Annotated in this window: 10 protein-coding genes; 1 reads left to right on the top strand and 9 read right to left on the bottom strand. The window is 54.8% G+C overall.

The annotated features are described in order from the left end of the window. Positions 1-168: 168 nt before the first annotated feature. Both FHS90_RS17425 and corA read right to left on the bottom strand, forming a co-directional pair. Positions 169-969: an HAD family hydrolase gene (locus FHS90_RS17425; protein ID WP_182513986.1), complete on the bottom strand. Its 801-nt coding sequence runs from the start codon at positions 967-969 to the stop codon at positions 169-171. A gap of 52 nt (positions 970-1,021) precedes the next feature. Continuing rightward, complete coding sequence (gene corA / locus FHS90_RS17420) at positions 1,022-1,972, bottom strand: magnesium/cobalt transporter CorA (protein WP_066835998.1); 951 nt, start codon at positions 1,970-1,972, stop codon at positions 1,022-1,024. A gap of 417 nt (positions 1,973-2,389) precedes the next feature. Here corA and FHS90_RS17415 point away from each other — a divergent pair, with 417 nt between their 5' ends. Then, a complete protein-coding gene (locus FHS90_RS17415; RefSeq protein ID WP_182513985.1) occupies positions 2,390-2,992 on the top strand; it encodes a hypothetical protein in 603 nt (200 codons plus the stop codon). A 74-nt stretch (positions 2,993-3,066) separates the two neighbouring features. Here the strand turns inward: FHS90_RS17415 and FHS90_RS17410 are convergent, their stop codons facing one another. The 7 genes from FHS90_RS17410 to FHS90_RS17380 all read right to left on the bottom strand — a co-directional run bounded on the left by FHS90_RS17410 (position 3,067) and on the right by FHS90_RS17380 (position 12,912). After that, positions 3,067-3,984 carry a M48 family metalloprotease gene (locus FHS90_RS17410; RefSeq protein WP_066836001.1) on the bottom strand — a complete coding sequence of 306 codons (918 nt, stop codon included), beginning with the start codon at positions 3,982-3,984 and terminating at the stop codon, positions 3,067-3,069. Positions 3,985-4,362: 378 nt separating this feature from the next. Beyond that, on the bottom strand, positions 4,363-4,644 hold the full coding sequence (locus FHS90_RS17405; RefSeq protein ID WP_182513984.1) for a hypothetical protein: 282 nt from the start codon (positions 4,642-4,644) through the stop codon (positions 4,363-4,365). A gap of 112 nt (positions 4,645-4,756) precedes the next feature. After that, positions 4,757-5,116 (bottom strand): CZB domain-containing protein, encoded by a 360-nt coding sequence (locus FHS90_RS17400; protein ID WP_066836005.1) that lies wholly within the window; start codon positions 5,114-5,116, stop codon positions 4,757-4,759. Between the two features lie 520 nt (positions 5,117-5,636). After that, positions 5,637-6,659, bottom strand: a complete 1,023-nt coding sequence (locus tag FHS90_RS17395; protein WP_182513983.1) for an SDR family NAD(P)-dependent oxidoreductase — start codon at positions 6,657-6,659, stop codon at positions 5,637-5,639. A 4-nt stretch (positions 6,660-6,663) separates the two neighbouring features. After that, a complete protein-coding gene (ligD, locus tag FHS90_RS17390) occupies positions 6,664-9,213 on the bottom strand; it encodes a DNA ligase D (RefSeq protein ID WP_066836027.1) in 2,550 nt (849 codons plus the stop codon). Positions 9,214-10,022: 809 nt separating this feature from the next. Further along, a complete protein-coding gene (locus FHS90_RS17385) occupies positions 10,023-10,580 on the bottom strand; it encodes a hypothetical protein (RefSeq protein WP_066836012.1) in 558 nt (185 codons plus the stop codon). 79 nt (positions 10,581-10,659) lie between these two features. Continuing rightward, on the bottom strand, positions 10,660-12,912 hold the full coding sequence (locus FHS90_RS17380; RefSeq protein ID WP_182513982.1) for a GH92 family glycosyl hydrolase: 2,253 nt from the start codon (positions 12,910-12,912) through the stop codon (positions 10,660-10,662). Positions 12,913-13,077 lie beyond the last annotated feature (165 nt).

The raw sequence follows: 13,077 nt of genomic DNA, 5'->3' as shown, positions 1-13,077 counted from the left end.
AGGGCTTTTACATCTGTTTTAATACGGCGTTTAAATTGTTTTTAAATGTACTTTTTGTTTTGCGTAAAGTGTACATTTAGTTTTGCCGATTATATACATACGCCCAGCTGTCCTGTTTTTGGGCTGTTTTTCAGAAAACAGCCCAAAAACAGGACAGCTGGGCGTATGTCAGGCGGTTACCACCTGCTGCAAAATAGCAAGCACGCCGTTCTCATCATTGCTTTGGGTCTGGAAACGGGCCACCTCTTTGATCTCTGGGTGGGCATTGGCCATGGCGAAGCTGTAGTGCACTTTTTGCAGAAGTTGGCGGTCATTCAGGAAATCGCCAAAGGCCATGGACTCTTCGCCGGTCACCCCAAACTGCTTCTGTATTATTTCCATGGCGTGGCCCTTGTTGGCCAGCCGGTGGCAGAGGTCCAGCCAGATTTTACCGGAAACCGTGACTTGCAGGTACTCCCGCTCCTCCTGGAAATAGGTGTTGCTGTTTTCTTCGGCACCCGCCAGGTCACAGATGGCTATTTTCAGAAACTGGTCATCTGTGACCTGAAGCAGGTCTTCTACCACCTGCACCTCATCATAATACAACTCCACCTGTTCCAGAAAGGCCGGATGGCTGCTGTCTACGTACGCCGTTTTCTTGCCGCAGAGTACAATATGGGTGTCTGGTACAGATTTAGCCTTCTGCAGCAGAGCGGGCACTTGCTCCGGCTCCAGGGCCTGCACCAGAATTTCCTGGCCCTTGTACATCACATAACTTCCGTTTTCGGCCATGAAGATGATTTCATCTTTGATAGGCTGGAAAAGGTTTAGCAGGTTATGGTATTGCCTTCCGCTGGCGGCGGCAAACAGAATGCCTTTCTCTTTCAACGCAAGGTAGACCGGGTAAAAAGTATCACTCAACTGGTGCTGAGAATTCAGCAGGGTGCCGTCCATGTCAGAGGCTATGAGTTTGATGTTGGAGAAATCCATGCAAGGTGGTTTTGGGAAAAAAGTGTGGAGGGCAGCACTGCGCGTTTTACGGCTACAGCCATTTCTTGCGCTTGAAATACCATAGAAAGCCCATGCTGGACAGCAACATGACTACCAGCGCAAACGGGTAACCAAACAGCCACTCCAGTTCAGGCATGAATTTGAAGTTCATGCCGTAGATGCTGGCAATGAGGGTGGGCGGCATGAACACCACCGTCACCACGGTAAAGATCTTGATGACCTGGTTCTGCTCAATGTTCACTAACCCCAGGAACGTATTCTGCAGGTATTCCAGCCGCTCAAAACTGAACTGCGTGTGCTGCAGCAGAGAGTTAATATCTTTGATCACAATGCGCAGGCGCTCCTTCTCAGGCTCCTCTACACTGAACGACCGCAGCAGGGAAGACACCAGGCGCTGCTTGTCAACAATACTCTCCCTTATCTGGATGGTGTTTTCCTGCAGCTCTGTAATCCTGATCAGCACCTCTTCTTCAATTGACTTCTGCTTCACCAGCCGCTTACTGATCACGTTGGTATTGCGGGTGAGGAGCTCAATAAAGTCTGCGTCATTGTCAATCTGGGTTTCCAGGAGCAGCAGCCAGATCTGGATGGCTTTGATGGTAGTGCCCTTGAAGGTTTTCATCTTGCGCACCGTCTCACCAAAAGATTTCATCTCCGTACGGCGCAGGGTGAACAGGATCTCGTCTTTGAGAATGAATGAAACCTGCCGGGTCATGTACCCGCCGTCCTGGTGCATGACAAAGGCTGCGTTGGCCTCAAACACGCTATCGTCTTCAAAGTAACGGGAGCTGCTCTCAATCTCGGCGGCCTCCTGCTGGGTGAAGAACTCTATCCCGAACTCCTCCTCTACCCGCCGCTGCTCATGGTCTGAGGGTGATTGCAGGTCTATCCAGATAATGCGGCCGTTCCCTTCTGCCTGAAAATTCTCAGGGTTCTTCTCCCAATGCAGTTCACCTTTCTCTAAATAGAAACTTCTGATCATGTGCCGTTGCGTTTGCCTGCTCTTCTCAGAGCGTGTTTAAAATTCTGCTTACGTGCTGCAAAAAGCTATTCGCCCTTTATCACCTGTGTAGCGCCGCTACACACCACTATTACCACTCTGGCAGAACCCCACTCTTGCCGTTATAGCTTTTGAACCCCAAAATTAAACATGCCCTAACCCATTTTTAAGTTTTGTCAGCGTTTTAACGCCCTTCAGACAAAACTAAAACCTGCTACTACTTCTACTGCCGCCTGAACTGCAAACCTAGTGAATTTATTTTGTTAGCACCCTCTGCAGGGGCAATTCAGGAAATTGGACCCCGGCGGCGCCCTGGCTTTCAAACATGCCAAATGCGCAGTATTTTTATACTAAATTCACGGCTCAGGCAGTTACACTACCAACCACCATTCGCACTACATGTTACGCATCTTTTTAAGTTTATTTTTACTAACCGCGGGGCTTTCCGGCTTTGCCCAGACAGCCATACCGGTTAACGGCGCTTACCTGGCGGGGCATTATTATGACAGAAGCGGCCAGCGGGTAGACGGGCTCTTAAGCCATGCCTTTACCCAGCCGGTAAAGGGAGCCCCCGCCAACTATCTTTACTTTAAACCCACGCCAGAGGCGAAAGAGCAAAAACTGACCGTACAAGAGGTGCAGGCCTTTGTAATAGGCCAGGACAGCTTTACCGTGAAGAGGGATTTCAGCATAAACAACCATGACCAGCTCCCAGAAGACTTTATGCGGGTGGTAAAATCTGGCCCCTTAAGTTACTATCTGCACTACGCTACCGCAAACACGCCCAGAAGGCGAAACGTACTGACGCATTTTGTAGAAAAAGAGGGAGAGCTTTACAGAATGGCCATTCCCAAGAATTTCAATGAGCAGATAATGGCCTTGGTCTCTGACAACAAAGAGATCCTCAAGAAGGTAAAGTCAAAGGAGTACCAGTTTAAAGACCTGCAACTACTCATTGACGAGTACAACCTGAGCAAATCCCCCTCACCTGCCAAACTTTAACATGACGCTTGGCTACAAAGCAGAACGCCAGCCCCTGCGGGGCTGGCGTTCTGCTTTCATATGATGGCAAAAGGCTAGGTGGTGGTTAACACGCCTACCCGCTCCCCGTCCTCATTCAGGAGAAGGCCGTTGGTGTTCACAAACAAGTCTGAGAAGTAGCGGCTTTCCAGCACATAAGGGTAGTTGCGGTTATTGGTTTTCTGCAGCTTGCCAATCACCTCAATGCCGTCTTCGGTCTCCCGCACCAGGTTGAATTGCGTGGTTACGTAAATACGCTCCTGCGGCGCACTGACCAATTTCACCTGACGCAAAATGTACTGCGCCGGCATTCTGGAAACAGAGCGTCTGGCCGTGGTGGTCACCGGTGTCTCCCGCATGGCTGAGGTAGATGCCGCCGCTACGGTTCGGCTTGGTGTTCCGGCTTTGGCGCTGGCTACTATTTGGTCCTGGGCATTGCCCCAACCCTTGCTGATAGCGGCTAATCTATTCTTTTTGCCTGGGTGGGTGTAGGAGTCACGCTCCTCTGCCAACAGTCTGATGGCGGCCTGGGCCTCGCTGAGGCTGGCCCCCATCTTGCGCAACACAAACCCCGAGAACTCGTCTGCCTCCAGTTCATCTTGCAGGTTGCTGCCGCCTTTAGAAAGGGTGTGGCCGTTGAGGTGGTGGCCAATTTCGTGGGCCAGAATGCTAATGCCTGCCCAGTCTGTGCGCAGTGCGTTGTTCACCTGGCTCAGGAACTGCTCATTGTATAAGATATAGCGCTTGCCGTTCAGAATAACCGCGGCGGCGTTGGGCACGTTGGCCGCCCGTACCTCAAAGCGGGCTTTTAGCCCCACCACGTCAATGATCTCTGAGATCACGTCTCGGCCAGAGGCCGCTGGGGCAACGTACGCTCTTTCTGCCACAGTGCCGGCGGCAGCCTGCCCCGGCAGCACCACCGAAGAACCGACCATCACAAAACCAGTGAGGATTGATAAAAGAACTTTTTTCATATGCTTTCCCATGTATATAGTAAAAACAGAAGATACCGCCAATTGATTCAACGTGTCAACTGCTCTTTCATTGCTTTCTATTCTATAGCAAGTTCTCTGCCAGTTTTTTATAAACGTACCGGCAACCTGCCCGGCCGAAGGAATGAGTTAAAATATTTTTTTAGTTCCCATCTGCTACCAAAAAAGCCCTGTGGCTGATTACCACAGGGCCTTCTGGACGGGCAGGTTTGAAATAGATTCTTTGTGCTGCCAATGCTCTTGCAAGGTACCTGATGCTATGCCTTTATAGCCTTTGGGGCGCTACTGCCAGGCTCAAAAACTGCTTCATGGGAATACCTCAGCCTGCTAAGCTAACACATCTAACCTTGAGCCATGCTCTTAGTAGTTGTTCTCCTGGTTGGCGTCACCGTCATTGGGGTCGCGCTCATCTATGCTGTTCTGCGAGGCGGTTTTCTCTGTGCCGGTAAAATTCACGTCCTGTTTGGTGGAATCATAGCCGGTCATGGATTTTTTGTACGAGTCATTGTCACTCATACTGTCTTTATCCTGCTCAGACTGCATGCCCTGGTTGGTGTTGTTCACTGAGAAGTTTCCCCCATTGGCGTTTGGGGTCTGGTTTTCGTCTTCAGAATGGCTGGTGTTGTTTATTTTGTCTGGCATAACCTTCGTTGCTTTAAGTACTACATCTGCCCCCACTGCCGGGGGCTACTTCTTGTACTGCTCCCAAAGCAAAAAGTTATTCCATCTGTTGGCTCACCCCGCTGAGAAATGCCTATGAGGTCACCTTCCGTTCAATGTCACTCAACAGCTGCAGGAGTTTCTGCGCCGTGTCATCAATAAGGTCCAGACCACCCAGCGCCTGCTCCTGCTCACCGGCCTGGTACTGCTGCCACAGCCGGCGGGCAATGGTGTGCATGTCCTGGTGTACTTTTTCCAGCTCTTTCACTTCGGGCAGGTGCCCTAACCGCGGCAGGGCAACCGTATAGATCCATTGCCCCAGGGAGCACTTGGTGGTGGAGATAACCGGCTCAATGTCAATGTTGGCCCCATACAGCATGGCTCTGATTTTTGATTTAAAGAGCACATGTTTGATGCGCGCCTGCTCAAAGTCAAATTTACCTATGCTTTCCAAAATATGGTTCTTTTCTAACGGTCTGATGGGGCCACAAAGTTAACAGGTTCCCATACATCTAACTCATAAAGCCATAAATAGAAACAAAAGTTTAACAAGAAGGAATTTAATTTTGACAAGGAACTGAGAACCACCCCATATTGAAAACCGCCTCTGGCTATTCCCTGGCGGGCATGATCTTGTTTTGGAGCTGTTTTTGAGAAAACAGCCTGAAAACGCAACGTCAGCAGGTAGTCTGGCAGCGCCAGGTGACCGGTAGCCGCAGTGCCCCCAACCACCCCGGCCTAGTTGCCATCTTCCAGCTGTTACGGCTGCCCCTTGTTCTATACCTTCTTTGGCAAAACTGGGCACCCTCTGTTTTTACGCGCATGAAAACCCGCACATAGACTACAACCTGATGCTGCCCCACCCAACTAAAATTCCTGTTTCCGGGCTGTTTTTGGGAAAACAGCCCGGAAACAGGAATTACTGCAAATGCCTTTCGGCCTGAATGGAGAGCGCGCTGAACGGTAAAGTACGGTTACAGCTCATTGTTCTCCCTAGCCGCCTTCTGGTTTGGCGCGTTCAAGGGTGACTGGGTGAGTTTGGTTTCGCTTTCATAGCCGCGCACGGCTTCTTTGCCCACCCCGCCCGGACCGGGGAGAAAGGCGTTTACAAACCCCATCAAGTCAGTTACCACCCCCGGGAAAAGCCCGTGTACCAGGCTGGCCAGCTTGGCGTTCAACCCCAGGGTGACCTCTGCTTTGCCGTAGCGGCAGGCATCCATGATCTGGCGGGCGGCGTTGTCTGCGGCCAGTGAAATCATGGGGTTGGCGTCTAGCAGCGCAAAAGCGGTGTACTCCTTTTCGTTCTGCCCTTTCAGAAAGGCGTTGCGGGCGCTGCCCGTGCGCATGAGCCCGGGGTTTACCGTGGTTACGTAGATGCCGTCTTTCAGCAACTCAGACCGGAACCCCTCAGACATGCCCACCAGCGCAAACTTGCTGCCGCTGTAGGGCACCAGGTGGGGCACGCTGATCTTTCCGCCAATAGAGGCGATGTTCACAATACGGCCTTCCCCGCGGGCTTTCATTTCTGGGATCACCTCCAGCATGGTATAGAGCGAGGCCCAGTAGTGTACCTTCATGGCCTGCTCAAAATCCTCTACCGTCATCTCCTCCAGCGGACCGGCGGCAATAATGCCGGCATTGTTGACCAGCACCTCCACGGGTCCCAGCCGGTCTTTGATCTCAGCAATCATGCGCTTCACCTGCGCCTGGTCACTCACATCACAGTTGAAAGACAAGACTGTGGCCCCGCCGTTTCTCAGCTCCTCACAGGCTGCCTCCAGCTGGTGCTCTGTGCGGGAGCAGATGGCAATATTGGCACCCTGTTCGGCAAACATTCTGGCCAGCACCAGCCCTAACCCGCGGCTGCCCCCGGTGATGAGCACCGTGCGGTCTTTAAACGCGAATTCCCTTTTTTTGCGGGAGAAGGAGCGCAGGGCTAACACGGCCCCCAGGCCAGCGCCGGCCAAAAGCAGGTTTTTCTTGGTTCTATTTTCCATGGTTCTATTTTTTCAGTTTCTTCAGGTATGCCGCCACGTCAATTCCTTTGCCCAGCACGGGTTTGAAAAGATCGCCCAGCTGTTGCACGCGCTGCGGCACGTTCTTTATAGTAAACTGTGATGGGTGCAATCCGGTTGTCACTTCCTCCCACTTTAATGGGGTGGAGACGGTGGCCCCGGGCCTTGGCCGAACGCAATACGGTGCGGCAATGGTCTGGGCAATGGCGTTCTGCAAGTAGTCCAGGTACACCTGGTTTCTTCTTTCCTTGGGGCTGCGCTCCAGACTGGTGAGGGTGGGGAGCTTTGCCTGCACCTGCTGCGCCAGCAACAGGGCCAGTTCTTTTACCTGCTCAAACGGCCACTTCGCCCCCAGCGGCACGTACAGGTGCATGCCTGTGGCACCAGAGGTTTTGGCATATACCGGCATCTCCAGCGCATCCAGCACCTGCTTGGCCGCCAACGCAACCTCTACCACCTGGTCATAAGTGTTCTCACCGGGGTCCAGGTCCAGCACCAGGTAGTCTGGCTTGTCTAAGTGCGGCAGGCGGGAGTTCCAGGGGTTGAGCTGAATGCAGCCCAGGTTGTTGAGGTAGGCCAGCGTTGCCTGATCCTGGCAGACCAGGTAGTCTACGTCTTTGCCTGTAGACTCGGCTTTGATAGAAGCCACCTGCACCCACGCTGGTGCATGGTCTCCCGCGTCTTTCTGGAAGAAGCCGGGTCTGGTAATACCGTTGGGGAAGCGCAGCAGCGACTCAGGCCGGTCTTTCAGATAAGGCAGAATTACCTCAGCCATGGTCTGGTAGTACTGCACCAGCTCCAGCTTGGTGATGCCTTCCTCTGGCCAATAGAGCTTGTCTGGGTGTGTAACCGGTACCTGCTGCCCGTTTAGCTCCAGCACCGTGGTGTCTTTTTCCTTCTTCTGCTTTGGGGCTGTTTTGGCTTTTCCAGCCCCTGAACGGGAAGGCGCCTCCCGCTGCTGATCCTCTTGCGGAGGGACCGCCTGTTCATGCACCACCTCTTGGGCCTTTTTGTCAACCCGCAGCCCTTTGAAGATGGCCTGGCGCATCTGCCCGTCAGTGGTCCACTCTGCAAATGACAGTTCACAGACCAGTTCTGGTTTTACCCACGTCACGTTCCGGTTCAGCGCCACCTTCTGGTTGAACGGAGATTTTTCCTGTACCAGCGGCTCCAGCTTCTCTATCAGTTCCTGCAGGCTTTTCTTGTTGAAACCGCTTCCGGCCTGGCCCACGTACTTGAGTTCTTTGCCCTCATACACGCCCAGCACCAGCGCCCCCAGGTGCTGGCGGCTGCCCTGCGGCTCTGTGAACCCGGCAATCACGGCCTCCTGCCGCAGGTGCGTCTTGATCTTAAGCCACTCCTGCGACCGCTTGCCGTCATAGTATCTGCTCTGGGCGGCTTTGGCCATAATGCCTTCCCACTGGTTTTTCTGCGCCTCTTTGAAGAATTTGGTGCCATTGCCTACGCGGTGGTCACTGTAGCGCAGCGGGTCTTTGGCTTTGGAGAGCACCTGGGCCAGCTTTTCCTTCCGCTCCAGCAGGGGCAGCGCCCGCAGGTCTTCGCCGTTGAGGTACAGCAGGTCAAAGATGTAGTAGTACAGATGTTCTGAGGGTGTGTTCTGGTAATTCTGCAGCGCCTGGAAATCAGCCCTGTTTTTCTTGTCCAGCACCACCAGCTCGCCGTCAAACACGGCCTGGTGCGGCAGCTGCGCCAGCGCCTCTGCCACCGGTCTGTATTTCGCATTGAACGACTTGCCGTTGCGGGAGTAAAGCTGCACCTGTCCGTTTTCTACTTCGGCCACGGCGCGGTAACCGTCCCACTTCACCTCAAAGAGCCAGTCTGGGTCATCAAAGGGGCCGTTGGTGAGTTTGGCGGTCATGGGGGAAATGTGCTTCGGCAGGGCTGCTGGCTTTCCTTTTACTCCTTTTTTTTCGGCGGCCGCCGAAGCGCTTTTTTTGGCAGTGGGTTGGGCGGGGGCTTTCTGTGGGGCGGCGGTGTCTGTGAAGTCTTCCGCGTCATACGGCTCATGCACGGCGTGGGCATCGTCTTTCTTGAGCAGGAGCCACGCGTCTTTCTGGCGGCCTTTCATTTTCACCAGCGTAAACTCGCCCTGCAGCTTTTTGCCTTCCAGCACAAAGTGCAGGCCCCCGGCCTTGAGCTCTTGCAGCATCTGCTGCTCGCCCTTGGCGCGGTTGGCGGTGCCCACGGCGTGGAACGTGCCCTGGTCCCAGATCTCTACGTGCCCGGCCCCATAGTTTCCCTCAGGAATGTCACCCTCAAAGGTGCGGTAGCTGTAGGGGTGGTCTTCTACCTCAACCGCCAGCCGTTTGTCTGCCGGGTTCAATGACGGCCCTTTGGGTACCGCCCAGCTTTTAAGCACGCCCTCCAGTTCCAGCCTGAAATCATAGTGCAGCCGGGAGGCCTGGTGCCGGTGCACCACAAAACGCAATGCGCCCTTTCGCCTGGCTTCTTTGCCCTCAGGCTCCGGGGTCTGGTCAAAGTGGCGTTTCTGGTTATATTCTTCTAATGGATTCATAGCAGTGTTTGTTAGCAGAGGTAGGGGGCAGGCATGCCCGGCCTCTCCCTCACCATTTTTCAGCCTTTTACGGAAGAACGGGCCCAGATGCTGTACGCTGTTTTGGCGCTGTTTTGAGAAAAACGGCTCCAAAACAGGAATGATCACCCGTACAGGCGGCACAGCAGAGGCGGCAGGCATAGGAAACAGGCATTTGAAAAGGAGGACTTGCTGTCAGCATAGCGCACAGGTACCTGCCTTGAAGGCACAGACGTACCTCCCGCGCCATAGAGAACATTTTATACCACAGCCATATAGCAGAGGCTACTCTTTGCGTTTTGGGGCTGTTTTCAGGAAAACAGCCCCGAAACGCAACCCACCTCACCTGCGGGAGCGGGCGAAGGGAAAGCCGAAGGCGCCTGGGAGCTTAGCGGGGGCCCGGGCAGACGGAGGAAGTCAGCAATGGCCGCCGCAGCGATGGAACCGCGGGGGCAGCGAGTCAGGGGCGGCTTGATTCTTTTAGTTACGTTGAGCAGCAAAGATCAACCTGACAAACGTGGGCAGAAGGAAAGTGCAGCTTGTAGTTTGGCAGGAACGGGAGGGGGAGCATCTGCTCTTCGTAATCTGGGGCGATGGAAATTCCCACCATCTGCAGGAGAGAAATCACCAAAGCGTAGCCCCTCCCCAGAGCCTCTCCCAAGAGGGGGGGGGTGATCAGAAAATCTAACAACTGCAGTTTCTGTTTTCGGGCTGTTTTCTTAAAAACAGCCCGAAAACAGAAGCGCCTGACTCCAGGTGAGTCAGGCGCTTCTTTTTACTTGCAAGTTACTTTATTGGCTGTTTCTGGAACCTCGGCCTGCCACATTGGGGTCACCGTTGTCATCACGGCCGCCTTTGGCGCCGGGGGAGTAGTTCTGATCATCAGGGTCACCGCCGTGGCCGGCATGCCCGCTGCTTCTGCCGCCGCCGGTGCCGTCATTGCCGTTGTGGTTGCCTTTGAAACCGCTGTGGCTGTCTCCCAGGCCGCCGGCGTGGGTGCCATACCCGGTGTCTTTGTCGCTTTCTGCGTCATGCTTTGACTGGCCCTGGTGCTCATTGGGGGTCTTGCCCAGCATCTGGGTGCGTTCCCCGTAGCCTCCGCCCTGGCGGCCTAAGATGTCACCGCCCCCGTTCCTGTCATCATGCGCCTGGCCATCATCCAGACGGCCGCCGGCATCATTGACGTCACGGTTGCCGTCTTTGTCATAGTTGGCGGTGTTGCCGCCGTCTGCCTTGGTGCCGTAGTTATGTTCTGCGAAGGTGCCGTCTCCACGGTTTCCGTCCTGGCTATTGTTGCTGCCACTGCCGCTCATCTGCGGCGTGTCTTGGTTTTTATTTTCCTCTGCCATGGTATCTCAGGTTATAGAATGAAACATCAATTCTTGTGTTACCTGTTTACGGGAGAGAGACGGCAGAGTTAATAGCCTTCTACTTCTTAGGTGACATAGACGGCGGATAGGCTGCCGGCGAGGCTCCCCAGGTTTTATTGGGCGAAGGCCCCATGACAAATTTCAGCTGCCCGCCCTGCATCACTTCCTGGTGGGTGATGTACGTGCGCCGGAGCGGCTGCCGGTTCAGAAAAACCTGCTGCACATACTTATGCTCAAGGCTGTTGTTTTCAGTGGTGATCTGGAAGGTTTTGCCCTGGCCCACCTGAATGCGCGCCTCTTTCACCAGCGGGCTCCCCAGCACGTACTTCCCGTCGGCTGGGTTCACGGGATAAAAGCCCAGGGCGCTGAACACGTACCACGCACTCATCTGACCGCAGTCTTCATTGCCAGACAGGCCGTCTGGGTGGTTGAAGTACATTTTCTGCAGGATCTCCCGCACCTTTTCCTGTGTTTTCCAGGGTTTACCGGCGTAGTTGTACAGGTAAGCAATGTGGTGGCTGGGCTCGTTGCCGTGGGCGTATTGGCCTATCAACCCCGAGATGTCTGGTGACACGTTTGCACCGGTCATTTTAGAGGAAACCTTGAAGGTGGAATCCAGGTGCTGCACAAACCTGGCCTCAGACCCAAACAAGTTAACCAGCCCCTGCACATCATGCGGTACAAACCAGCTGTGTTGCCACGCGGTGCCCTCAATGTACATGCCCTCCTCGCCGTGTTCAGAATAGAAGGGGTCAAACGGCGTTTTCCAGGAGCCGTCTGCGTTTTTGCCGCGCATAAACAGGGTCTGGGGGTCAAACAAGTTCTGGTAGGCGGCTGCGCGTTGGGAGAAGGCCTGGTAATCTTTTACCTTTCCCAGCTTTTGGGCCACCTGCGCAATGCACCAGTCATCATAGGCGTACTCCAGCGTCTTGGTCACAGACTGGCCTCCTTTGTCAGCGGGGATAAAGCCGTAGGTGCGGTAGACATCTGTGCTTCTGATGTTCTGGGCAGCGCTGGCCAGCATGGCCTGGTAGAGGGTTTCCTGGTTTTCCTGGGGTACATGGCCTTTGAGCAGGGCATCTGCCAGAACGGGTACGGCGTGGTAGCCGGTCATGGTGTTGGTTTCATTGGCAGCCAGCTCCCAGACCGGCAACAGCCCCATTTCCTGATAGCCCGCCAGCAGTGAACGCACCATGTCTGGCACCCGCTGAGGCTGGGTGATGGTGTACAGCGGGTGCGCCGCCCTGAACGTGTCCCAGAGGGAGAAGACGGTGTAGCGGTTAAAGTTGGCGGTTCTAACCTGGTCTTTCCCGCCTTTGTACTGCCCCTTCAGGTCTGAGAACAGAGTAGGTGCCAGGTTGGTGTGGTAGAGCGCCGAATAAAAGATGGTGTCCTGCCCCGGCTGCAGAAACGTGGCGGTGATTTTCTGCAGCTCCCGCTCCCATTTTGTGTTGGCGGCCTGCGCCACAGCATTGAAATCCCAGGAAGGCAGCTCCTGCTGCAGGTTCTGTAAGGCCCCGGCCTCACTGGCGCTGGAGAGGGCCACCTTGAGCAGCAACGGTTTTTCGCCCGGGGCGAACCAGAAGGCCGCCCGCGTTCTGGTGCCATTCACCTCTTTCCCGGCAACGGCCGAGCCCTCCTGGTACAGCACTGCTTTCTGGACAGGCTGGGAGAAGGCGGCCGCAAAGTACACCCACTGCTGGTTGGCCCACCCTGTAGACTTGCGCAGGCCGGTGATCAGGGTGTCATTGACCTGGGTGATGCGGGTCTGGCTGGGGCGGTCCCAGTTGATACTGAAACCCAGATCCAGTGAGACCGCTTTGACAGAGTCTCTGGGAAAGGTGTACTGGTGCAACCCGGCCCGTTCTGTGGCGGTCAGGGCTACTTCTATCTGGTTGTCCAGCTTGACCCGGTACAGTCCTACGGTGGCTGTCTCCTGCTGGTGGCTGAACTTCTGGCGCTCCTTTCGGCCCACGGCCGAGGCATAATACGGCATCACTGAGATATCACAGTAGTCGCCAATGCCCGTCCCGCTCAGGTGCGTGTGGCTGAAGCCTGCAATGAGGCTGTCTGAGTAATGGTAGCCGGAGCACCAGTCCCAGCCCTGGGTGCCGTTGTCCGGGCTCAACTGCACCATGCCAAACGGCACGGTTGCCCCCGGATACGTATGGCCGTGCCCGCCGGTGCCAATGAACGGGTTCACCAAAGCGGTTACCCCGCCCTTGCCTGCAGTGGCGCCTGGTTGTTTCACGGCGCAGCCGGCCAGGTAAATCAGGAGCAGGAGCATGGGGAGGGCGTATAATCTCTTCATAGGTGGAGCAGAATGCGTGGCAACAAGATAGTAAAAATCAGGAGCCGTGGGGGTTTTTTGGGGTGTTTTGGGGAAAAACCCAAAAAAAACAACAGGCCCCGCGCCGCAGAGGGGGGGAGGTTTGATTGGGGGAACGGGGGGAAAAGGAAGCATAACAAAAAACCC

Origin of the sequence: Rufibacter ruber, from assembly GCF_014138425.1 — a bacterium.
Taxonomy (GTDB): domain Bacteria; phylum Bacteroidota; class Bacteroidia; order Cytophagales; family Hymenobacteraceae; genus Nibribacter; species Nibribacter ruber_C.
Note: the sequence above shows the minus strand (reverse complement) of the source record. Positions and strands in the feature narration are given on the sequence as shown.